The sequence below is a fragment of the Paenibacillus phytohabitans genome, assembly GCF_013141775.1.
Lineage (GTDB): Bacteria > Bacillota > Bacilli > Paenibacillales > Paenibacillaceae > Paenibacillus_AQ > Paenibacillus_AQ phytohabitans.
In genome coordinates, this window is the sequence record NZ_WHOB01000082.1 from 38,173 (window position 1) to 61,967 (window position 23,795).

General features: G+C 52.0%; 21 protein-coding genes. 16 read left to right on the top strand and 5 right to left on the bottom strand.

From position 1 onward, the window contains the following. Positions 1-181: 181 nt before the first annotated feature. From GC101_RS27225 to corA, 7 genes are all read left to right on the top strand, one after another. Positions 182-910 carry an amino acid ABC transporter ATP-binding protein gene (locus GC101_RS27225; protein WP_039298298.1) on the top strand — a complete coding sequence of 243 codons (729 nt, stop codon included), beginning with the start codon at positions 182-184 and terminating at the stop codon, positions 908-910. A gap of 32 nt (positions 911-942) precedes the next feature. After that, positions 943-1,794, top strand: a complete 852-nt coding sequence (locus GC101_RS27230) for a glutamate ABC transporter substrate-binding protein (protein ID WP_281365926.1) — start codon at positions 943-945, stop codon at positions 1,792-1,794. 161 nt (positions 1,795-1,955) lie between these two features. Beyond that, positions 1,956-2,606, top strand: a complete 651-nt coding sequence (locus tag GC101_RS27235) for an amino acid ABC transporter permease (RefSeq protein ID WP_039298474.1) — start codon at positions 1,956-1,958, stop codon at positions 2,604-2,606. Between the two features lie 31 nt (positions 2,607-2,637). Further along, positions 2,638-3,288, top strand: a complete 651-nt coding sequence (locus GC101_RS27240; protein WP_042133429.1) for an amino acid ABC transporter permease — start codon at positions 2,638-2,640, stop codon at positions 3,286-3,288. Positions 3,289-3,375: 87 nt separating this feature from the next. Then, on the top strand, positions 3,376-4,665 hold the full coding sequence (locus tag GC101_RS27245; protein ID WP_171719882.1) for an ATP-binding protein: 1,290 nt from the start codon (positions 3,376-3,378) through the stop codon (positions 4,663-4,665). 3 nt (positions 4,666-4,668) lie between these two features. Next, positions 4,669-5,571, top strand: a complete 903-nt coding sequence (locus tag GC101_RS27250; protein WP_171719883.1) for a response regulator — start codon at positions 4,669-4,671, stop codon at positions 5,569-5,571. A 203-nt stretch (positions 5,572-5,774) separates the two neighbouring features. After that, entirely contained in the window at positions 5,775-6,734 is a 960-nt protein-coding gene (gene corA / locus GC101_RS27255; protein WP_042210486.1) for a magnesium/cobalt transporter CorA, read from the top strand. A 123-nt stretch (positions 6,735-6,857) separates the two neighbouring features. Here corA and GC101_RS27260 read toward each other — a convergent pair whose 3' ends face one another. Beyond that, entirely contained in the window at positions 6,858-7,406 is a 549-nt protein-coding gene (locus tag GC101_RS27260; protein WP_171719884.1) for a tyrosine protein kinase, read from the bottom strand. 429 nt (positions 7,407-7,835) lie between these two features. Between GC101_RS27260 and GC101_RS27265 the strand changes: the two genes are divergently transcribed. The 4 genes from GC101_RS27265 to rlmD all read left to right on the top strand — a co-directional run bounded on the left by GC101_RS27265 (position 7,836) and on the right by rlmD (position 11,674). Continuing rightward, complete coding sequence (locus GC101_RS27265) at positions 7,836-8,126, top strand: YerC/YecD family TrpR-related protein (protein WP_019913624.1); 291 nt, start codon at positions 7,836-7,838, stop codon at positions 8,124-8,126. Positions 8,127-8,129: 3 nt separating this feature from the next. After that, a complete protein-coding gene (locus GC101_RS27270; RefSeq protein ID WP_171719885.1) occupies positions 8,130-8,900 on the top strand; it encodes a sirohydrochlorin chelatase in 771 nt (256 codons plus the stop codon). A gap of 373 nt (positions 8,901-9,273) precedes the next feature. Next, a complete protein-coding gene (locus tag GC101_RS27275; RefSeq protein WP_042133438.1) occupies positions 9,274-10,167 on the top strand; it encodes a diacylglycerol kinase in 894 nt (297 codons plus the stop codon). Between the two features lie 43 nt (positions 10,168-10,210). After that, on the top strand, positions 10,211-11,674 hold the full coding sequence (gene rlmD / locus GC101_RS27280; RefSeq protein ID WP_171719886.1) for a 23S rRNA (uracil(1939)-C(5))-methyltransferase RlmD: 1,464 nt from the start codon (positions 10,211-10,213) through the stop codon (positions 11,672-11,674). Positions 11,675-12,034: 360 nt separating this feature from the next. Here rlmD and GC101_RS27285 read toward each other — a convergent pair whose 3' ends face one another. The 4 genes from GC101_RS27285 to GC101_RS27300 form a co-directional block, all read right to left on the bottom strand. Continuing rightward, on the bottom strand, positions 12,035-13,912 hold the full coding sequence (locus GC101_RS27285; protein ID WP_171719887.1) for a serine hydrolase domain-containing protein: 1,878 nt from the start codon (positions 13,910-13,912) through the stop codon (positions 12,035-12,037). A gap of 690 nt (positions 13,913-14,602) precedes the next feature. Continuing rightward, positions 14,603-16,486, bottom strand: coding sequence for a leucine-rich repeat domain-containing protein (locus tag GC101_RS27290; RefSeq protein ID WP_171719888.1), 1,884 nt, complete (start codon positions 16,484-16,486; stop codon positions 14,603-14,605). Positions 16,487-16,821: 335 nt separating this feature from the next. Next, positions 16,822-17,808: a hypothetical protein gene (locus GC101_RS27295; protein WP_171719889.1), complete on the bottom strand. Its 987-nt coding sequence runs from the start codon at positions 17,806-17,808 to the stop codon at positions 16,822-16,824. Then, positions 17,786-18,706 carry an AraC family transcriptional regulator gene (locus tag GC101_RS27300; RefSeq protein ID WP_171719890.1) on the bottom strand — a complete coding sequence of 307 codons (921 nt, stop codon included), beginning with the start codon at positions 18,704-18,706 and terminating at the stop codon, positions 17,786-17,788. The genes GC101_RS27295 and GC101_RS27300 overlap by 23 nt, the downstream gene beginning before the upstream one ends. A 157-nt stretch (positions 18,707-18,863) precedes the next feature. Between GC101_RS27300 and GC101_RS27305 the strand changes: the two genes are divergently transcribed. The 5 genes from GC101_RS27305 to GC101_RS27325 are packed head-to-tail and all read left to right on the top strand — an operon-like array spanning position 18,864 to position 23,793. After that, entirely contained in the window at positions 18,864-19,106 is a 243-nt protein-coding gene (locus GC101_RS27305; RefSeq protein WP_171719891.1) for an acyl carrier protein, read from the top strand. Then, positions 19,103-20,452 carry an ATP-grasp domain-containing protein gene (locus GC101_RS27310; RefSeq protein ID WP_171719892.1) on the top strand — a complete coding sequence of 450 codons (1,350 nt, stop codon included), beginning with the start codon at positions 19,103-19,105 and terminating at the stop codon, positions 20,450-20,452. The genes GC101_RS27305 and GC101_RS27310 overlap by 4 nt, the downstream gene beginning before the upstream one ends. 16 nt (positions 20,453-20,468) lie before the next feature. Further along, positions 20,469-21,590, top strand: a complete 1,122-nt coding sequence (locus GC101_RS27315; protein WP_171719893.1) for a glycosyltransferase family protein — start codon at positions 20,469-20,471, stop codon at positions 21,588-21,590. Further along, entirely contained in the window at positions 21,590-22,783 is a 1,194-nt protein-coding gene (locus GC101_RS27320) for a radical SAM/SPASM domain-containing protein (RefSeq protein WP_171719894.1), read from the top strand. Before GC101_RS27315 ends, GC101_RS27320 begins: the two co-directional genes overlap by 1 nt. Beyond that, positions 22,780-23,793, top strand: coding sequence for a Gfo/Idh/MocA family protein (locus GC101_RS27325; protein WP_171719895.1), 1,014 nt, complete (start codon positions 22,780-22,782; stop codon positions 23,791-23,793). The genes GC101_RS27320 and GC101_RS27325 overlap by 4 nt, the downstream gene beginning before the upstream one ends. Positions 23,794-23,795 lie beyond the last annotated feature (2 nt).

Here is a 23,795-nt window from a genome sequence, read left to right on the forward strand (position 1 = left end):
TAAAAAACATTAATAGGCGTAAAAAGAAAATGAAATACGTCACATTTCGAAAAGAAAATGACATGAGTAATTAAAGGTTTTCGTAGTTTTTTGTAGTTTTCGGTAGTCTTTAAAGTAAGGTGTGTTTTAAGTGTTACCATAGCTGACAAACACATAATGATATACAAAGGAGGCCCTGTCGTTGATCGACTTTCATCAGGTAGACAAACATTACGGACATTTCCATGTACTGAAAGCCATTGACCTGCATGTTCAGGAAGGGGAAGTGGTTGTTGTAGTCGGTCCTTCCGGCTCCGGCAAGAGCACTATGCTGCGCTGCATTAACCGACTGGAGGCTATTACGAGCGGCGGACTGACCGTTGACGGTATAACTGTAAATGAACGCAAGACAGATATCAACAAGCTGCGCAAAGAGATCGGAATGGTCTTCCAGCATTTCAATCTGTACCCGCATAAAAAAGTGATCGATAATATCACACTCGCGCCGATTAAGGTGCTTGGACTAAGCAAAGCGGAAGCCGAGAAGACGGCGATGTATTATCTGGAGAAGGTCGGGATTGCCGATAAAGCACAGTCCTATCCTTCACAGCTGTCCGGCGGACAGCAGCAGCGTGTGGCGATAGCCCGGGGGCTGGCGATGAAGCCGAAGATTATGCTGTTCGATGAGCCGACCTCGGCGCTTGACCCGGAAATGGTCGGGGAAGTGCTCGATGTGATGCGGACTCTGGCCCGCGAGGGCATGACAATGGTTGTCGTTACCCATGAGATGGGCTTCGCCCGCGAGGTGGCCGACCGGGTAATCTTCATGGATCAGGGACAGATCGTGGAAGAAGCGGAGCCGGAGCAATTCTTCGCCAGTCCGCGTGAAGACCGGACACGAACGTTTCTCAGCCGTGTATTAAGTCATTAAACAAATATATAGGATTCAGGGGAGGAACAGAAATGAAAATGTCCAAAAGCTTCAAAATGTTAAGTGTACTGATGATCGCGGCTATGCTCGTGATTGCCGGCTGCGGCAACAACAATGCCAAGAACAATGCCGGAGGGAATGACGCTGCTGCAGGAGCGGCTACTGACTCTGAGGCGATTGCCAAGATCAAGGAACGCGGCAAGCTGCTCGTAGGCGTGAAGTACGACACCCGCCTGTTCGGTCTGAAGGATCCTGCATCCGGCAACGTAGAGGGCTTCGACATTGATGTCTCCAAAGCCATCGCCAAAAAAATTCTGGGTGACGAGAACGCGATCGAGCTGAAGGAAGTTACCTCCAAGACACGTATTCCGATGCTGAATAACGGCGAAATCGATATGGTTGTAGCTACCATGACCATCACTGAAGAACGCAAGAAGGAAGTTGATTTCTCCGACGTCTATTTCCAGGCAGGCCAATCCCTGCTGGTGAAGAAGGGCAGCCCGATTACCGGACTGGATGACGTAACGAAGGATACGAAGATCCTGGGCTCCAAAGGCGCAACCTCCATTAAGAATATCAAAGAAAAAGTGCCGGGTGTAACCGTGCTTGAATTCGATAACTATCAGGATGCATTCAGCGCCCTGAAGGCCGGCCAAGGTGATGCACTGACTACAGATGATGCAATTCTGTACGGTATGGCTTCGCAGGACCCGGGCTATGAAGTTGTAGGCGAGCCGTTCACCGATGAGCCTTACGGTATTGCAGTACAGAAGGGCAACACCGATGTAGTTAAAGCCGTAAATGATACACTGGCTGAACTGAAAACAAACGGTGAGTATGATGCCATTTATACGAAATGGATTGGTAAAGCTCCAGCGAAATAAGCATGTTCTAAGCTTCAGCTTACTTAACAACCTGCCTTATATTACTCGCAGAAACGGATGCCATCCCATGAGGATGGCACTGCCGTTTCTACTTGTTTATAGGAAGGATTCCTATATGGGGCAAGAATGAACTCATCTTTGGGCAAAGGCAGGTGAAATCTATGGAATTTTCAATATTAACGAATTATTTCGGGCTGTATATGGAAGGGTTCTACGGCACCGTGCTGTCCAGTGTATTGGCCCTGATCGGCAGCTTCCTGATCGGAGCGGTAATTGCGGTCTTCCGCATTACTACCGTGAGAGCGCTGCGCTGGTTCGGAACGGCGTATGTGGAGTTCATCCGCAATATCCCGCTGCTGCTTGTAGTGTACATCTTCTATTATGGACCTTCTGCTCTGGGCTTTACGCTGGACGGCTTCAAGGCAGGAACGATCGGACTTGCGGTATACACCTCGGCCTTCATCGCCGAAGCGATCCGTGCCGGAATCATGGCTGTTCCCAAGGGACAAATGGAGGCCTCACGTTCATCCGGCCTAAGCTACATACAGACGATGCTGCATATCATCCTGCCGCAGGCGATCAAGCTGGTCATCCCGCCGCTCGGCAACCAGTTCATCAACCTGATCAAGAACTCCTCGGTACTGACGCTGGTAGCCGGCCTTGATCTGATGTACTTCGCGGACAGTATCTCAACAGAGACTTACCGTACCTTCGACACCTATATCTTCGTGGCGTTGTTCTATCTGGTGCTTACCCTTCCGCTCAGCTACGGCGTACGCGTGTGGGAACGCAGACTGCAGCGCAAATATTAAGAAGCCACTCAAAGCATAAAGGAGGGATATCATGGATTTTATTGGTGCATACTCCGCCGATAATTTGAAGTTTTTGCTGGACGGACTGTATATTACGCTGATCGTTGCCTTTGTATCAATCATTCTGAGTTTTGTCATTGGCTGTATTATTGGAGTCATCCGCTATTCGGAAGTGCCGGTATTGTCTCCGGTGATGTTCTACCTGGTCGAGCTGATCCGTAATCTGCCGCTGCTGCTGATCATATTCTTCATCCGCTTCGCTTTGCCGGAGGTAGGGATTAAGCTTGGACTGATTACGGCGGCGATTGCTGCACTAACGATATTCGAGGCGGCGATGATCGCTGAGATTGTCCGGGGCGGGTTGACGTCCATTGATAAAGGACAGATTGAGGCTGCACGTTCCTCCGGTCTCAGCAATTTTCAGACTCTGTGGCATATCGTGCTCCCCCAGGGACTGCGGCGGATGGTTCCGCCACTGGTCAGCCAGTTCATTTCGCTGCTGAAGGATACCTCGCTCGCGGTAGTCATTTCATTGCCGGAGCTGATGCACAATGCCAATATCGTAATCGGGCACAGCTATGGCTATGCTATACCGACGCTCGCGCTTGTGGCACTGATCTATTTCACCGTAAACTTCCTGCTGTCGATGCTCTCCAGAAGACTTGAGAACAAAACAGCATAAATAGGATAGAATCGGGGCAAAGCCGTATAAAATAAAGTGCGGGTATGATACTATAATTGTCAACATCTCTAGGCAGGAGCAGTGGCGATGGGACAATCTATTCTGAGAATGAGAGTTGCACAGATTCTGCTGGTAGCGGTCGTTACGGCTGTAGCCGGTGAATTCAAAATAAATCCGTTTGACGGGGACATCTTCCGGATCGCTATGGGCAGCAGCGCTTTTCTGCTGTTTTTGCTTTTAATGAGGCAGTTGCCGTATATCAGTACAGGCATTGCTACGGGTGTGGTCGTCCTGCTGTTCCGGACGGCAATGGATGCAGTGGAAGGAAGCGGACTGACGTTTGAGCAGAGCCTGAGCAGTCATTTCTCCGCGATGGTCTATTATATTGTGTTCGCCTTGCTGATGCATGCCATCAAAAGCCGGCTGGATACCTTCCATCCGCTGGTGCTGGGCGCTGTTGCCGCGGTAATCGATCTTTTGTCGAATGAAATGGAGCTGCTGACGCGGCTGATTGTGCTGGATTCGGCCTCCTTCCGGCTGAACGAGTGGACTTATCTGATGGCGATTGCTGTCCTGCGTACGTATTTCACAACCGGGGTATACAGTAGTATCTCGGTCAGCCAGATGCGGATCAGAGCGCGTGAGCAGAATGAGCGGATTGAGCAGATGCTCGGATTCGGCTCCGGCCTGTACGGCGAAGTATTCTATCTGAAGAAATCCATCGGAACACTGGAGAATGTGACGCTAAACAGCTTCGAGCTGTACCGCAATCTGAAGGCCGGGGAAGGACCGGAGCCGTATAGCCGGCAGGTGCTGGATATCACCCAGCAGATTCATGAGGTGAAGAAGGATTCCCAGCGGATTCTGGCCGGGCTTGTGAAGCTGGTGGAGCGCGAGGTTACCGGTGATATGCAGTTATCGGGAATTCTGCGGTTCACGGTCAAGAGCAATGCCAAATACGCCGAAATGCTGGACAAGCAGATCGATTTTCATATTCATATTACCTCCGATTACACAACCGACAGTTATATTCCTCTGCTGACTCTGCTTAACAACCTCACTGCCAATGCGGTGGAAGTCATCAAACGTAAAGGCAGCATCAACCTGGATGCTTATGAGAAAGACGGCATGACCATTTTTACAGTGACCGATAGCGGGGCAGGGATTCAAAAGCGTGACCTGGAGCTGCTGTTCGAGCCGGGTTTTACTACGAAATTTGATGAAGAGGGAATCGCCGCTACGGGGATTGGACTCTCTCATGTACGGGATATAGTGAATATGTTCGGGGGAACGATTACCGTTCAGCCGGTGTCGCATGCCGGAGGGGCGATGTTCCAGATTATTGTGCCGAGTGCAAAGCTGCGGAAGGAGGAATAGAGAATGCCGCTTTCTTTCTGTATTGTAGATGATGACGCGTCGGCAAGAAGAATGCTGCAGCATATTATTGAGGATAGCGGACTTGGCGAAGTGGTGGGTACGGCGGAATGCGGGCAGGAGGGGGTAGCCCTGATCCTGAGTGAGACGCCGGATATTGTGCTGATGGATCTGCTGATGCCGGACCAGGATGGTATTGAGACGATCATTTCCCTTCAGGCGCAGGGCTGCCGTTCCAAGTTCGTGATGATCTCACAGATTGAGAATGGTGATATGGTCAGCCGCGCATACAAAAGCGGAATTGAATTCTTCATCCGTAAGCCGATCAACAAGATTGAAGTCGAATCTGTGCTATACAAGGTGAATGAACGTTATGCGATGGGCCGTTATCTGGATGAGATCAAGCTGACGCTCGGCAAGCTGGAGGGTCTGCAGTTCGGAATGCCGCAGATGCCATCCGGTAAACGTACGGTCAAAGAGATTATCCAGCCGATACTGATGAATATGGGAATGATCTCGGAGAACGGCAGCAGGGATATTATCACGATCATGGAGCTGGCGGTAGCGGGCGGGAACAGCGGGAGCCTTCCTCCGCTGAAGGAATTATACGAAATGGCCGCCGCTACGTACAAGCCGGTGCCGGCTGATGCCGCCAAAGAAGTCAAAGCCATTGAACAGCGGCTGCGCCGCGCGCTCGCGGCCGGACTGGCGAACCTGGCTTCCATCGGTCTGACGGATTACGGCAATCCGAAGTTCGAGCATTATGCGCCGCTGTATTTCGACTTTGAAGAAGTGCGCCTGAAGATGAAAGAGATTGAACAGGGGCGCGACACCGGCAAGGTGAAGGTGAACATCAAGAAGTTCCTGCAGGTGCTTCATCTGGAGGTACTGGAGGGTATGGGCCGCTAGAGCGGAATTGATACGGAAAATGAAGCAAAAATAAACCTCCGGAACCGCTGCCAGCGGACTGGCGGTTATTTTTTTGAGATAACAGGAGCCGGGGCGGATACAGAGGTTTCATAATAGTAGGCCTCATGCGTTACAATAGTAGCAGGCCGACAGGCAACGGGCTGTTGCAAGGCGGATAGCAGGATAAGGTGGAGGACTCATATATGATACGAACGCTTGCGGTAACACATAAGGGCGAGGTGCTGACTGACCTGCCGCTTCAGAGTATAGTGCTGGATAACTATGCCTGGATTTGGGCGGATTTTGCCATGCCTACGGAAGAAGAGACATTGCTGCTGGACACTTATTTTCATTTTCACCCGCTGGCTATTGAAGACTGTATGCATGTGCTGCAGCGTCCGAAGCTGGATTATTACGAGGATGTGCAGTTCTTCGTGCTGCATGCGCTTAATGAGCGTACGCTGGAGGCGGAAGAGGTCGACCTTTTTCTCAGCAAAAAATTCCTCGTTTCCTACCATCACCAGAATAAATCGGAAATGGAGGAAGCGTGGCAGATGGTTCAAGCTGAAATTCATAGCCGTAAGGGCTGGTCGGGCGGGCCGATGGCTGCTGCTTACACTGTAATGGACAAGCTGGTCGACAGGTATTTCCCGTCACTGTACACCCTGGAGGATGAACTGGCAGATCTGGAGAGCAAGAGTGACAGTGAATCGGTGGAAGAGCTGATGAGTCAGGTGTTCAACGTGCGCGGAAGACTGCTCAAGCTGCGCCGGACGATCGTGCCGATGCGTGATCTGATGTACCGGATTGTCAACTCGCAGCATGTGCAGAGCAACGGGGAGGAGCGGATCTACTTCGGTGATATTTATGATCATCTGCTGAAGCTGACCGACATGATTGAAGTTGACCGGGAAATGACCGCCGATCTGCGTGACAGCTACATCTCGCTCAACTCCAACCGGATGAATTCCATTATGAAAACACTGACGGTAATCACTACCGTATTTATGCCGCTGACGCTGATCGCCGGAATCTACGGGATGAACTTCAGGGTAATGCCGGAGCTGGACTGGGATTATGGTTATTTCGCGGTATTGCTGCTGATGCTGGTGCTGGGAGTAGGGATGTTCAGGTGGTTCCGGCGGAGCGGCTGGTTTAAGTGAAACCGTGCGAGAACCGGACAAGGACCGGCGGTATAAAAGAATGGTTATGGCTGACGACGCATGGGTATTCATGGAATACAGCGGTCCGGCAGCAGAGAGAAAAGGCGTGTTAAACGCCGCCGCTTAAGAACGGCGGCGCTTAACAGAGGAAGGGGCCCCGGTTTTGCGGCTCTTGGAGGTATTTTTGCGGCGCTGCGTGGTTGGGCGTCTTTTTTTGCGCCGTTTGGGGGTATACAGTGCCGCATCTTCTTCCGCCGCAAGTGCTCCCGCTGCGCTTCCCTTGCCTTTGCCGAATCCGCCCATCACCAGCTTCACCATCGGAGCCATCTGTGAAAAGCCCTGCATGACCTTCTGTACCTTGCCCATGGAGTTGACGATTCCGTCAATCCCGCCCATCCGGTCGACAATTCCCTTGATCTGCTCCATATTCGCGAGACTCCCGAGGTTGCCCAGCCCGCCCAGCAGACCGCCGGCTTTCGCAGTAGCAGCTTCGGCAGCGGGTATAGCAAGTGCAGTATCGGCAACTTCTGCACCGAAGGCAGGCAGTATTCCGGGTTCTCCGGGAAGCGGGGCAGGCGCGTAGGAAGAGAGGCCCGGATAGGGTGACGGATTGTACGGCTCAGCCAGTGAACGCCCTTCCCTGCGGGAATGATTATAGTAATGCTCAGGCATAATATCACATTCCTTCGTTAGTGGTTTGCTATACTGTATGTCATGGGCGAACATACGGTATAGACGAATGCCCGGGTAACCGGGATACTAGCGGAAAAGGGCGAATGCCTACAAGAACCCTCTGGAAGTGAAGAAACCGTGTCCATGCTTGATTTCGTGAGGTTTTGTAGTACTATAGTTAAGGCGGTAGAACCTAGGAATCAGAGGAAGAAGGCCGTAAGCTCCATTAGTGGTGTGCGCCCGGGGTGGACGTTTGTCCATCATTTTCGTTCTTTACAGCGTGAAACCGTTAATGCTTGAAAAATGTGCTCCAGTGCAATATAGTAGAGGCAAGATAGTCACATTAAGTTTATGCTTCCGAGTATCTAATTTGTACGAAGCTTAATCAGTGATGCTAATGCTGACCAAACTTTTAGGGGATGATTAACGATGCAGCTTAAGAAGCTAAACGATAAAAGTATCGATCAATTATTTGAGGCTATTTTAACATTGAAAAATATGGAAGAATGCTATGTGTTCTTTGATGATTTGTGCACGGTGAACGAAATTCAATCGCTCTCGCAGCGCCTTGAAGTCGCGCGGATGCTGGGCAAAGGGTCTACATACAATCAAATTGAAGCAGAAACAGGTGCCAGCACAGCAACAATCTCCCGTGTGAAGCGCTGCCTGAACTACGGCAATGACGGCTACAAGCTCACGCTGGAACGTCTGGGACGTTAATTGATGCAGCCGGGTGTGCTGATGATCAGTCACGGCTCCCGCGATAAGACCTGGGTGTCGATCGTAGAGGAAGCCGTGAGTCATTTATCGCTGGGGGAAGAGATTCCCGTGGCGGTATCTTTCCTGGAGCTGGTAGAAGGACGATTGATTCAGGACGGTATAGACGAGCTGGAACATGCAGGGGTCACAGATATTATTGTGATCCCCTTGTTTGTGTCCTCCGGCAGTACGCATATCGATGAGATAGAGTATGCACTGGGCGCTAAGCCGGTTCCAGAACGGGAGACGGATCTGGAACGGTTCCGGGTTACAGCGCAGATTCACTTCGGCTATCCCGTTGACGACGATCCGGACATTGCGCTGATGATCTGGGATAAGCTCCGGGAACTCTCGAAGAATCCGGAGCGGGAGACCCTGCTGCTTGTCGGACACGGCAGCAGGCATGAGGGCTTCCGGCAGCGCTGGGAGCAGGGGATCTCCTCACTCGCGGCGCGGGTACGGGACATAAGCGGGCTGGCTGCGGCCGATTACGGGCTGCTGAACCCGGACAGCGTAAGAAGCAGAGTGGAGTATTGGCAGGAGCAGGGCCATGATGTACTGGTGGCTCCGCTCTTTTTAAGTGAGGGGTATTTCACCAAGGTTGTTATTCCGCAGCGGCTGGAAGGGCTCGAATATGCCTACTCCGGCCAGACCCTGCTGCCGCATCCGCTGCTGCCGCGCTGGATTGAACGGCAGGTGGAGGCGGCGCTGCTGCGTCTGCGGGGCCGGGGTTAGAAAATAACATATGCGAGAAGGATCGAAGGGGATTTTGGAACTGTAGGAGCGTTAGCGATCGCCTGAAAGCTTTCCGCAGGAAAGCTCGCTACGGAAGCGGCGTGCCCAGTCACCGGATATTCACCGTAGTGACGATTGAGCTTGAAGTTAGTATTTTAAGTTCAGCTTATATAGAAAAAATAGAATGCGTCCAGTATTTATTTTGGCAGCCGCCGCATACATATATCTATACTTTCTGCCGGGCTGAGGAGTCTTTGGCGCTGCACGGGAGTATAAATATAATCCTCTAAAGCTCCCTGACATTGCTTGTGGGGTGCTGAATTGGGTATAATCAGTAAGGTTATCCATTATATAAACAGGTGGCGTTCCGGTAATGAAAACTGCGAGATTGATTTATAATCCCACTTCTGGTCGGGAAGAAATGAAAAGACGACTCGCCGATATTTTAGACCGGCTGGATGTTGGCGGCATTGAAGCCTCCTGTCATGCAACAACCGGAGAGGGCGATGCCACAGCAGCCGCAGCTGAGGCTGTAGAGCGCGGTACGTATGATCTGATCATAGCTGCCGGAGGCGACGGTACGCTCAATGAAGTAATCAACGGGATGGCTGAGAAGCCTAACCTTCCCCCGCTCGGCTTATTACCGCTCGGGACTACCAACGATTTTGCCAGGGCCATGGGCATTCCGAAGAATTGGGAGGATTCCTGCGACCTGATTCTGCGCCAGGAGTCGCGCCTGATTGACCTCGGCAAAGCCAATGACCGTTATTTCATTAATATAGCCGGCGGCGGCCAGCTGACGGAGCTTACCTATGAGGTTCCCAGTAAGCTGAAGACCATGATGGGCCAGCTTGCCTATTACCTGAAGGGTATTGAGAAGATGGCCAGCCTTGCTCCGCAGGAGCTGTACATCCGCGCGAACGGCCAAGAGATGATCCATGACGAGTTCATGCTCTTCCTGATCGCCAATACGAACTCCGTCGGCGGCTTCGAGAAGCTGGCTCCGGGTGCCAGAATCGATGACGGTCTGCTCGATGTAATTGCCGTCAAGAAATGCAACCTGGCCGAATTCATCCGGCTGGTCCGGCTTACGATCCGCGGCGATCATCTGAATGACAAGAAGGTTATCCATTTCCGCACGGATGCGATGGAGGTTACCTCCCCAGGCTACGTCCAGCTTAATCTGGACGGCGAACTCGGCGGCACGCTGCCGGGCAATTTCAGTATTCTGCCGCATCATCTGCGGATCTTCGCGCAGAATAATTAACAAGATTAATAGTGAAGATAATGAAAGAAGTGAACCTATACACATGAGTAAACACCGCAGCGGGCGCAGCGCAAGCCGCCGGGAACAAGGACCGGCTTCTGTCGCCGGACTGCCAGTGAATAAGAATGATGAGGTCCTGCTCGATATTATCGGCATGACGCATGAAGGTGAAGGGGTAGGCCGTGTAGAGGGCTTTACCCTTTTTGTGCAGGGTGCTCTTCCCGGTGAGAAGGTCCGCGCCAGAGTGCTGAAGACCAAGAAGCAGTATGGCTATGCCAAGCTGATGGAGCTGGTGCAGGCTAGTCCCGACCGAATAGGGCCGCCATGCCCGATCTATGATCAATGCGGCGGCTGCCAGCTGCAGCATATGGACTATACCGCCCAGCTGGCGTGGAAACGGCAGCTGGTGGTGGACAACCTGCAGCGGATCGGGAAGCTGCAGGTGGCGGATGCGGCTGACGGTAATGCCGCAACAGCTGAAGGGACCCGAGTCCTGCCTACCCTTGGCATGGACGAGCCTTGGCGTTACCGCAACAAGGCTCAGGTGCCAATTGGCGTGACCGATGGCGGCCTGGTCGGCGGCTTCTACGCACGCGGCAGCCACCGGATCATCGACATGGAGACCTGTCTGATTCAGCATGAAGATAATGACAAGGTCGTCGCCACCGTGAAGAGCCTAGGCCGTGAGCTTGGCATTACCGCCTATGACGAAGAGACCGGCCGCGGGCTGCTGCGCCACGTTGTGGTGAAGAAGGCCTTCCGCACCGGGCAGATGATGCTGGTGCTGGTAACCAATGGCCGGGATATCCCGCATCTGGATGCCTGGCTCGGCAGTATCCGTGAGCAGCTTCCTGAAGTGGCGAGCATCTGCCAGAACATTAACATCCAGAAGACCAATGTAATCTTCGGTAACGATACCCGCGTCTTATGGGGCAGCGATGTGATCTACGACTACATCGGAGATGTGCAGTTCGCTATCTCAGCACGATCCTTCTATCAGGTGAATCCGGTACAGACCGAGGTACTGTACGGCAGAACCCTGGACTACGCTGCGTTAACCGGCAGCGAGACCGTAATCGACGCCTACTGCGGCATCGGAACCATCTCGCTGTTCCTGGCCCAGCATGCCGACCAGGTCTACGGTGTAGAAATTGTGCCCGAAGCTATTGAAGACGCCCGGGCCAATGCCAAGCTTAACCACATGACCAATGTGAAGTTTGAAGTCGGCGCTTCAGAGGATGTCATCCCCGCCTGGAAAGAGCAGGGCATCACCCCGGACGTTATCGTCGTCGATCCGCCGCGCAAGGGCTGCGACCCGCGTCTGCTGGAAACGATCCTGCTGATGCAGCCGGAGCGTGTGGTGTATGTATCGTGCAACCCGTCCACCCTGGCCCGCGATTTGCGGGTCCTGGAAGATGGCGGGTACAGAACCGTGGAGGTCACTCCGGTGGATATGTTCCCGCATACGGTGCATGTGGAGTCGGTGGCTTGGCTGGAGCGGAAGTAGTACAGGGGGAATCCTTTGTGTATCAAGGGTTGTTGCGATGATACAGATGCGTGGAAGTTAGTAGGACAGTGTGTCCAATTGTACATTGGTGCAAATGTGGTGCAAAAAATAAAGATAATCGCCAGTAACTGGTGATAATTCGACATAAAAGCAAGCAAGAAGACGCTCGGGAATTGTTCTCCGCAGCGTCTTTATTTTTGCGATTTTGATTTGTTGAGGTATGGCGCAGATCGTGGAAGCGGATATAGCGTAGGTTGTTATTCTGAATGAACTGCCTGAACCATAGGTAAGTTCGCTCATGATGGAACGGCGATCCGTAGGCTTCTTTGCGTTCTGCGAAGTTCTCATTTCATGAGCAATCTAAAAGTACAAATCCCAGCCGATGATAAGGGCGCTGAACAGCAATGCTGAAAAGCCGGACAGTGCATATAAGATTGTTCTTCGTTTGCCGTTCTTTTGCTTCCTGAGTTTAAGTCCAAGCAGTACGATATAACCCGCTGTCAGCACAACATAAACGATGTTCAATATTAGGTGAATGCGAAGGGATGAATAGGTCGACAGGATCAAGGTTCTATAGCCCAGGATTGCAGTATTCGCAATAAAGGCAAGTCCTGCAGCATTCATCCAAAGATGGTATTTGTTCAACGGTGCTGGCATTTTTGGTGTTTTTTTAAATCTGTGAATGATCCATTTGATCAGGCCGCCAAGAAGAGAAAAGATTATGATTGCTGTACCAAGACTGAATGCAACCAGGGTTATTCGAATACTTTGTGCGGACAGGCCTGTGAGCGAAAAAAAGTCGTTATACGGGTTCGAGAATTTGATCACTGCTCCCCCGGCATCCCGCACAAAATACATAAATCCAGAACTATAGACCGGAACATAAGCATCAGGCGATATTTGGCTCAAGGGCTGGCCGTTATGATTTATATAGGAAGGGTTACTAGCGGTAATCTTCTCAGTATAAAAGAAGTCACGGATTTTGGTGAATCCGTGGACCACTCTTCGCGCAGTTATATATTCACCAGCCACCTGTGAACTATCCGGAAGCTCGCCGCTGTAGACTGCGGGCAGGTAGTTGCCGAACACCTTGTCGACAAGGCCGGTGGTATAGTTCGACTCATTATACTGGTTGGTCATCACTACCATGCCGAAGCCGGATTGCGGGTCCAGCACGAACTTGCTTGTGAAGCCGAGCGTATTCCCGGCATGTTCCAGCGCAGGAACAGCATAATTCACTGCAAAAAAACCGTGGGCAATTCTTGGAATGTCAGTCCCTTCATAGTACAGGCTGGGGGACAGCATTTCCTGTAATGTGGCATTATCGTGGAATAACGGACTGTTACGGCCCGCTGGAGGCAATAGAGCCGCCACGAATTTCGCTGCGTCCTTTGCTGTTCCTATGGTACTTCCTGCCGGATAAATACTGAGATAGGCTCTATTCTTCTTAATCAGCTTCAGCTTCGTTGTGTATCCTTGAATTCGGCTTCTCCCTTCGGCAACTGCCGGATTGTCCTGTTGCGCCCAGTGAATGGAGGTATGGTCCATGCCAAGCACTTCAAAGATATGCTTTTGCACATAGGTATAAAAGGGCATGCCGCTCTGCAGTTCCACAATATAGCCGGCCAGCGCTACTCCGAAATTGGAATAAGCTACAACCTTGCCTGGCGGGTTGATCTGCCGGGGTTCAAGGCGCTGAAGTGCGTCTCCAAGTTCAGGGACATCTTCCTCTGCAAAATACCACAAATCAGTGCTCAGCTCCTGCCAGCCCGCGTTGTGATTCATCAGGTTCAGCAGAGAAACAGGCGTCTCATATTCTAGCTTGCTGAGAAAGCCTTCAGGAAGATATTCACGGATATCCGTCTCCAGATTAAGCTTCCCCTGCTCAACCAGCTGCATCACGCTGGTCCATACCAGCAGCTTCGTGCAGGAGCCCCACTCAAACACAGTATCTGTATCTGCAGGAACCTGACGCTCTATGTCTGCAAATCCATACGCTTTATCGAAGAGGGTGTCGCCATCGTTAACCACCGCCACAGACACGGCTGCAGTCGTCGGCTCATAGACAGTTTCATGATTATCGGTCAACCCCTCAAGCGAAGACAAGGGTGAGCCGGAAGGAAGCAGAGCTTGCCCTTCCTCAGCTGCATATGCAGGAACTGCCAGCATCAGCATAATGACAACAAGCATACTGGCGGAGAACTGCTTAACTCTGTTCCTTCTGTTTTGTTCTCTCATAGGTAAACTCCCTTATATAATTCACATGAATTGAAACGTTCTTGAGTATTTCCACAAAATTACATCATATTCCTTCTTTTCTTTATCAGGTTGAACGGTCCAGGTGATAACGAAGAAACTTTTTGATAGGATAGGCCTTGCCGGGTTTTTGAAAAGCTCCGTATTTATTAGCATCGCGTGGGTTTAGGCATCCCCGTTAATTGTTATTAAATGTGTTGACTCTGCTTACTCTACACATGTGGAGTCGGTGGCTTGGCTGGAGCTTAAATAGTACAGTGGAGGGAATCTTTGTGTATCAAGGGTTGTTGCGATGCTACAGATGCGTGGAAGTTAGTAGAACAGTGAGCCTAAATGTACATTGGTGCAAATGTGGTGCAAAAATCAAGATAATCGCCAGGAACTGGAGATATTTCGACATCAAAGCAAGTAAGAAGACGCTCGGGAATTACTCCTGAAGCGTCTTTATTTTTGCACTGGTGTTAACATTCGTTAATCTCTGAGGTTAGTAAAAGCAGAATGAGCGTACAATGCAAAAAAAGCCGTGCGCTAACACGGCTCTCTTTGCAATAGCCACTTTTAAGGGCGGTAGGCCGCAACAAACAGGACACGACAGATAGACCGCAACCCCTTGCTGGGAGAGCGGTCTATTTACGTTTATTGGACAGTAATTTCAGCAGGTATTTTCTGAAATCAATACACGAGCACGCCCGCACCAAGCACGGATGTGTTCAACACGGAATTGCCGGCCAGAAATACCTTTTGCAGATTAGGCAAGCGGCTTAAGGTTTCTATATTGGAAATGGCATTGTTCTCCAGATGAAGCTCTTCGATGGCCTGCCACTTGCTCATGAACTCCAGAGAAGCCAAATTGCTGTCTTGCAGGGTGAAGGAACGCAGAGCGGACAGGTTGGAGAAATAAGGAAGCGCCTGGTCAACTTCACTGACGGAGTTATTGTTTATGCTAAAAGAGGGCCGGTCTAAGGTCAAATGCTCAAGCACGCTGTTCGCCGCGCCTGCCTTTTGGACGAAATCGAGACGGCATTCCGAGCATACCAGCGTATTCACCTGCTTCAAACGAAATAAGGCATCGCTCTCCTTATACAGCGACGAATCGTAGATGCTTAGTGTCTTCAGGCGGGTCAAGTCGTCCAGGGCGTCAAGCTGGGCCATTTCGTCGATGTCCCAGAGGGAAAGCTGCGCAAGCTCCGGAAATTTCCTGAGAGCGGCCATATCGAGCTCCGCACTTCCGCCCCGGATTGTCAGGGCGGTTACGGCAGGCGCTTTCAGTCCGGGGAGAAAGTCGCCGGGTATTTCGACCTGCCTTACGCCCGGCAATGTCAGCGCTTCTGCCTTCTCGTAGTACCCGGACAACGTGAATTCCCGCAAAGAGGGCAGGCTGTTCACGGCCGCTACCGAGCTAAGCTGGCTTAAGGAAGCCAGGCGGAGTGTGGTAATGGAAGTCTTTCCGGCCAGAGGCTTCAGATTGGAAAAATTCAAATTTTCCGTGTCAAGCATTTGCAGAGCAGGCATGTTTTGCACAAAGTCGATGGACTTTACATTGGTCAGATAAGAAAGGTGAAGCTCCTGAAGCTGGGTTAAGGCGTACAGCGGCTGCAGGTCTGTGGCTTCACTGTGATGGATGGCCAGGGATGACAGCCCGGTCATGGACGATAACCACCCCAGTTCATCGACAAAGGTAAGCGACAGGGACTTCAGCGGCAGCTTATTCAATAAATGAAAATCCGTCACAGACTCATCCACATAGGTAATGGCCAGAGAGCTTAGATTGGGGAATTCCAGCAACATCGCCAATTCCTGATTGCTGCGAAGCTGGGTGGTTAGCTCCGTAATTTTAGACTTATCGCCAAAGTAGCGGGAAAATGTGCTGAAGGATTCGTTAAAGGCACCGCCATAGCTTTTTAATCCGGCCATATGGGCAAACGTTGTTTGGTCCGCCTGGGAGATTTCGTAGGTATCCATCAGGTTCAGTGCCGTCAGCCCCTTAAAGGCTTCGAAATCCCGCTGATCGATCCGCTGGGTATTCAGTCTTTTGTCCTGGGTAACATAAGTGATCTTCTCGGCCCGCTCATTGCTGAAGGGGTCGGAGAGGCTGTAGGTGAAACGCCACTGGTCATTCTCCGATTGATCTACGCTTAAATAGCGCAGACGGGCCAATTCTTCTTCTGTCGGCATTGCAGAGCCTTTATCCAAGATCTCCCGCAAAAAGGAGAGCAGGACCTCGCTTTCGGGCATCTTCCGCACAGACAGATTGGCTTCTGTTGTGTGCTGAGGGGAGTCTAAGCCGTAATAGAAATAAGTACCGATAGCGCCTGATATGACGAGCAACAGGATAAGTACCAGCCTTAGGGGGACGGAGACAGAGACGGACGGCTTTGGCGTGGCCGTGGCCTCAGGAACTGTCCCGTGATAATGGTTAATGGTCTGATCCACATAGTAGACATGATTTTGCTTCAATAGAAGCTCTGTATGGCAATAGGGACACTTGAGGATCGTACCTTCCTTGTATTCAATTCTTCCGCTGCAATTGGGACAGTTTAACGGAATAAATGCCACGAATGCCTCCTCCTTCATGATGTGATGATGATAAGCTCATCTGAGCTGGCATCTGAGTTTATTATACTTCTTTTATTCTATTACACTTTCCAGAGAGGATAGAGCCAGCTGTTGTCAAAAAGCAAGTGATTTGTAGGTGGCTTGGTTGGTGAGGGCAGGTAAAGGTGATACAGATGGCGGGAGACAGATTTGACATAATATTAATGTGGAAATCCACCAATTTCAACCTATTTCCCCCAAAATGAAAAGAAGCCCCCAGGAAACTGCAAGTCCTGGGGGCTTCTTTTTTGTACTTATGTTTCATCATAGAGAATTAATAATGCTTGTTAACGAACTTACCAGGCCCGTCCAGCCTGCATCGTCAATTGTACCAATTCCTCCAGCAGCTGCTCCTCCAGACTGATGATTTCACACATTCTTCTATGAATCTTCTCCCGCCCGGCCGGCTTATTGCCGGAGCACATCACCTTGATCATGAATTGATTAATCAGATCCCACTGCTCTCCTGCATGACGGTAGCCCTCCGCGGCCCGGGAGAGTGCAGGTACAGAAGCCTCGCGGTTAAGCAGCTGCAGGAACTGGCTGAACCGGATCCGGCTGATGGGCAGGGCGTTGGCGTACAGCTTGAAGCGGGAACCGGCCTCGGCAGAATTATCGGCGGGGATTCCTGTATGCAGATAGGTCCCGGCATAGGATCTGAGGTTAGCAGGAACCTCGCCCGGCTGAACCTGATTGGTTGGATCTGTCAGCATTCCTTGAAGCGTAGTCTGCCAATCCGTGTATGAATGCGTAGACTCACAACGGTCAAATAAGGCATAGAAATGGCAGGCCTGCTCAAGGATATCGAAATCTATTGCTTCAAGCTCTTTGCCATAGTAGGCATCCGTCAGATAGATGATGTTACCGGGCCGGTCCAGTCCAACAGCGAGACAGGCATGGCTGGTATGCAGCCTGCGGAAGGCCACACACCAGGGGCAGTCATAAGAATCGAAGCCGACCAGCACCGGCATTCCCGAAGACAGCCGGCTCTCCAGAAGGTCAAGCATAAAGTCCTTATCCATCGCCGGCCCCTTCCGTTCAATATAATGGAATAGAAGGCCATGATACGCAGATAGGGATTCTGTACTGATCCGCGGCAGCACTAACCGCTCAATTAACGGCTGATCCGGGGACTGCTGTTCTGCAAAGGACATCTGCCAGGCATTGCCGTACATGCACTTGCTGTCCTTGCCCTGCCACTCTGCAACAGACTGGATACAGTCATCAATACAGCTGCGCAGGGTAGGATAGGGCGTACTTTTAATGGGAGCAATGTTCAGCACTGCTCATCATCTCCTTTGCCGACAAAAAGTGACTCTGCAACCGGTTTCGATAAGAGGCAGGAGTCATACCGCTATATTCACGAAATAGCCGGTAAAAATATTTCATGTCATAAATTCCGACCTCCAGGGCAATGGACTGTATCCCAAGCTCTGTGAACATCAGCAGGAGGCAGCTATATTTCATGCGGATTTCCTGGAGCATCTGGATATAGGACCTGCCGGTCTTAATTTTGAATAATCTCTGAAACTGGCGGGAGCTCACCGCAATCTGGCGGCTCATCTCCTTCAGTGTGATTTTCTCTCTGAAATGACTGATCATATACAGGATGACGTCATGCAGCGGATCATAGTCTATTTCGGGCTGCTGAGCGAACGGAAGGGCGGCTGCGGGCATTATGAGGTCTGCGAGTTCAAATAGCAACGGGTATAGCTGCTGTTCGTCCCCAAGTGAGCCGCAGCTCTGCATCTCATGCATACGGCGGAGCAATAAGGCCAGCTCCATGCTGCTCTCCCTATACCCGAACCATTGCTTGACCTCCAGAAGCTCCAGGAGCGGGAACATCTCTTCTTCAGAAAAGGGTTCCGGCAGCCTCCTGAGCATCCTGCCAAGCTCAGGCCTGAGCATACAATTGTAGATGAGGAGCGGCTCTGCACCGGTCAGATCCTGCGGCTGGAAGACATGGGAAACCCCGGGCGGTATAACTAACAAATCCCCTTGCATAACCTGCATTTTATCCTCATCCGCTTGGTGGATGCCTTCCCCCTGAACCACATAGGCGAGCTCTACAAAATCGTGCTGATGACGTACGGAAGTGACCGTTTCCTGAGTCAGGAGCATTTGTACCGGCGAACAGGAGTCAAATAGATATTCCCCAGTAAAGACCGGAAAAACTTCCATAACACAAACCTCCGTTTCCTGCTTCCTTAAGATAGACATCTGGAATCCATCCTAGTATATCTGAATATTTTGGCGTATTCAACCATATATTAACAGTCTGCTATTTGGTATATTCATCCTATTCATTCCTATCATGCCTACTGAAAGGGGTATACACATGCAGCAAAAGGTTATTGAGATTATCGCGGAAATCAAGGAGGAGCCGGGCCTGCGTCAGACGCTGAGCGGAGCTTCCGATCTGACGCTGGACGCCGCACTGGATTCGCTGCAAATCATCAACTTTATTCTGAGAATCGAAGATGAATTCGATGTCGAAGTAGACTTTGATACCTTTGATCTTGAGCATTTGAAATCGGTGGACCGCTTCTCCGCGTATGTCGCCGAGCTTGCTGTACGATGAAGCACGCTGTACACTGCGGCAGCCTGGAGTCGGAACGGTACTGGCGGGAGGAAGACCTGGCTGCGCTGCCATCCGTTCCTGATGCGAAGGCTCTGGCTATCGTGCAGGCCATGGATGAACTGCTGTTTGTCTTCTGCGGGAGCGGAGATATTCTATTAACCCGCCATGGGATGGACAAGGCTCAATATGACTATCTGCAATCTCTCAATTATTCATTCAAGACCAATATGAATCCTTTAACCCTGGGCGTGGAGGCACCTGGCACAGCACAGAACGCACTGAATGCAATGAATGTATTCGAGCTGCTGGGCAGGCTGAACCCCGGGCAGGAGCCGGACAGGTTAATACCGGAAGGAGCATGGCTTGAGCCCTTTGCCGTGCTTCCCGGAACGCATGAGGCGGTTAAGCGGTATAAGCTTCAGCCCGCTCTCCCGGATGAACAGACTGTGCGCAAAGTGAACACCAAAACCTACTCTGCTGCTATGCGGGACAGGCTGCTGCTGCCGAATATCGCTGTTGTTGTCCATAGCGCGGAAGAGCTGCTGCAATCCGGACAAGCGCTGCTGGAGAAGGGGGCTTTTCTGATCAAGGATGAGTATGGTGTATCCGGCAAAGGCAATCAGCTCGTGGACACTGAGCGGATATTGCGCCGGATTGCCGGGTACCTGGAATCCAGCCGGAACCAGGACAAACGAATAAAGTTTGTGCTCGAACCGCTGCTGGACCGGGAGACCGACTTCTCCTGCCAATTTCACATTGATCCGGAAGGCCGGATCTCGATATTGTCCGTTCAGCAGCTGGTCAACCATGGCTTTGCCTTCGGAGAGTCCCACTCCCCGGAGCCGGCTCTGCTCGAAAGGCTGGACCGGGAAGACTATTGGGAGATCATGCACAGCATTGGGCGGGAGCTGTATGCAGACGGTTACTTCGGTGATGTATGCGTGGATTCCATGCTGCTGCGTGACGGAAGCCTCGCCCCTCTGGTCGAGATCAATGCCCGGAAGTCGATGAGTCTGATCAAGCATAATGTAGACCGCCAGCTCAAGCAGGAAGGAATGCATACCTGCCTGTTACAGGTGCCGCTGGCAACCATGGGCGAGGTTCATTATGCAGAGCTGCTGGGGCGGCTTGAGCGGGAAGGCATATTATTTTCGCTGGGAGCGGGGGAAGGCGTGATTCCGTTGGCTTCGGGCACACTCCAGCCTCCTGACCCGTCCCGGTCTGCCGGTTCCACTAAGGGCAAGCTGTATGCCGCACTCGCTTACCGGGATGAAGACAGCAAGCACAGACTCACCCGCAAGCTGGACGAATCGCTTCTGCGCTCGGGCTACACTATACTGCGATAAAGAAAGGGACCCTCCAATGAATAACACCGTGACGATTCTATGCTCTGGTTTTGGTCTGGGCTTCTATGTCCCCGGCCTGCTGATGGAACGGAGACTTACCGCACTTGGCATCCAGGCGGAGATTGAGGTTTTTGAAACACTCATGTCCGACAGCAAAAAACAGCAGACAGACAACAGCCGCAAAGCGTACCAGCAGAGCTTTGCCGTAGCCTTGACCTCGCAGAAAATACCGGGTGATATCCGGGGCAGCCTGGATGCTGCGGCCGTGGAACATTTATTACAGCAATGGAAGCAGGAAGAACGGCAGCGCTTCATTGTATTATCCGGGCATTGGGTGCATGTCATGGACAGGTACCGTGAACTGGCCGGCTTTCCTGTGGAGGCTGACCTGCTCTATATTGATGCCGACCTCTCGCCGTCATGGAAGAATCTCCGCAGGCTGAATCCCGGTTACGCGGAAGGCTACCGCGAAGTAATTATGTATGACCCTGCGGCAAGGGAGATTCTATGCAGCATAGATGCCGGACCCGCGGAGGCATTGCCCGCTGCGGCCAGGAACGGGAGACTGGTTGTTCATGGCGGCGGCTGGGGAATTGGCACCTTCCGTGAGAAGTTTGATAGCCTGGAGTCGGCAGGGTATGAACTGGATATAGCCTCATACAGTCCTCAGGAGATTGGAGAGGCCGTCCATGGAAGACGTTATTATATGAACGATCCGGAGTGGCGGACCTGGAAGCGTGACAGCAGCGGGCAGTATACCTTCCCGCCTTTTGCAGAAGTAACCGTCAGCCAGCCGGACCGCTATCCGCCCTGCCGTAACTACCAGGACGGGATGTATGGCGTCATCCGTCAGGCATTCGCAGTTATCAGCAAGCCCGGTGGAGGCGCCCTGATTGATTCACTGGCCTCAGGCACACCGCTGGTGCTGCTGGACCCTTTCGGCCCGCATGAGAAGATTAACAGCGATCTGTGGGTAGAGCTTGGGTACGGCATCCGGTACGGGGAGTGGGCCGAGATGGGCTTTGACCGTGAGGCACTGCGGAAGCTGGCGGACAACCTCCAGTCAGCCAAGGGCCGGTACCCGGATTATGCGGCAAGCTATGCGGAGCAGCTATCCGCAGCAGAAGGGAGAAGCTAATGCAGCCTACCAGTAGAGTGAGCCTGGACGCCAAGTCCTTTGAGGCCCTGAAACGTACGATTAAGAATGTGGTGGTCCCGCACAGGGAACGCAAGCTAGATCCAGGGTTCAAAACCGTTATGCCGGAGATTATGTCCCTGAAGCTGACCAACCGCTGTAATCTCCGCTGCAAGCATTGCTACCAGTGGAATGAATCCGGCTATCATCATGATATGGACACCGCCGAGCAGAACCTCGATATGGATGTGGAGATGATCCGGAGGCTGCTGGAGGAGACGGATGAAGCGCAGTCCCGCCTGTATTTATGGGGCGGCGAGCCGCTGTTTCACCGGGATACCAAGCAGATTCTGGAGCTCCTGCAAGAGCATCCCCGGGACACCACGATCTGTACCAATGCCTATCTGATTCCTAAGTATGAAGAGGAGCTGTGTGCAATCTCCGACAACCTGGAGCTGCTGATTCCGATCGAGGGGTTCGAGGCGGAGCATGATTTGCTGCGCGGCAAAGGTTCCTTTCAGAAGGTGATCGAGAGCGTCGAACGGCTGCTCGAGCTGCGCAGGCAAGGCCGCTTCCGCGGCCGGATCTCTGTGCACAATGTGATTAATGACAATATGATCGGCAGATTGTATGAGCTGGTGGAGTTTTTTGAGCACAAGGGCGTCGATCTGGTACTGCTCTGCTTCCCGTGGTATATCTCTGCGGACACCAGCCTGGAAATGGACCGGTTCTACGATGAGCACTTCCAGTGGCTGGCGGAGCTTCCGCCGGATCACCGGAGCAGCTGGCATGCCTTCAAATACCATATCAAACCGGAGAATGTCACAAGGCTGACCGAAGACCTGAAGCGGATCAACAGCAACACCTGGCATAATACCCGAATCCGTTACCAGCCGGGGCTCGACTTTGATGAAATCGAGGATTTTGTGGCGGGCAAGCCGATGCTCTCCCGCAGTACATCGAAATGTCTGGCGCTCAGTACCCGGGTGGATATTGCTCCGAACGGGATGGTGAGTGCCTGCAAATTTTTTGGCGAGCTGGCCATTGGCAATGTGAAGGAGCAACCGCTGACGGAAATATGGAATTCAGCCCGCTACGACAGGCTGCGGCGGATTCTGGATGAAGGCTTGTCGCCGGCCTGCTCCAAATGCAATGTGCTGTACCTGAATACCTATGCTGCCCTGACGCATGTATGAAGAACGGGTGTGATCAGCCTGCCTATAGGCTCGGTATCCTGGGTGCCTCGAATATTGCTGTACCCGCCATGCTGGAGCCAGCGCGGGTTGTGGAGAAGGTGCGGATAGCTGCAATCGCCAACCGGACATTGGAAAAGGCAGTGAAACTGGCGGAGGCTTACCAGATTCCTTATGTGGCGGGCAGTCTGGAGGAGCTGCTGGAGCTTGGCGGTCTGGATGGGGTATATATTGCACTCAGCAATGAGCTTCATGCAGAATGGGCATTCCGGGCATTGGAGGCGGGGAAGCATGTATTGGTAGAAAAGCCGATGTGCCTGCATCCCGAAGAAGCTGAACGGTTACGGCTGGTAAAAGAAAGCTCCGCCGCTCCGAAGCTCGCCGAAGGTCTCATGATTGCCTTCCACCCCTGGCAGCAGGCGCTTAAGTCCATAGTCGACTCCGGGCAATTCGGCCCGCTCTATAAGATCAGTACAAGAATATCCGTACCTGCCAAGGACAGATATGCCGGGAATTACCGCAGTGTCAAGGCGAAGGGCGGAGGTGCTTTTGCCGATCTGGGCTGCTATTGGCTGCAGTTTCTGCAGACCCTTATCGGTCTTCAGCCCAGTGAAATCAGGGCGAAGTCTGCTTTTGACGGGCCGGAGGGCTGTGATTGGACCTTTCAGGCGGCGCTGCAATATGAGAACGGTCTGGAAGCTGAATGTCTGACTTCCTTCGAGCTGCCCTTCCGGGCTTCGCATACCCTGCATTTCGCGCAGACAGTGCTGACGGTCCCGGATTTCTTCCGGCCGGTCAAAGGCTTCTACAAAATCAAAATACGGCATGATCTGCCGGACAACCGCAGCACCCTGTGTGAATTCGAGCCGATGAACTATTATGTCAATCAGCTGGAGGCTTTCGCAGAAATAATGAGCGGGCAAAAGGCGGAGAAGCTGGAAGCTACATGGGAACGGGTACACCTGCAATCCCTGATCATGGCCGAGGCGCAGCAGCACCGGGTTTATCTATGAAG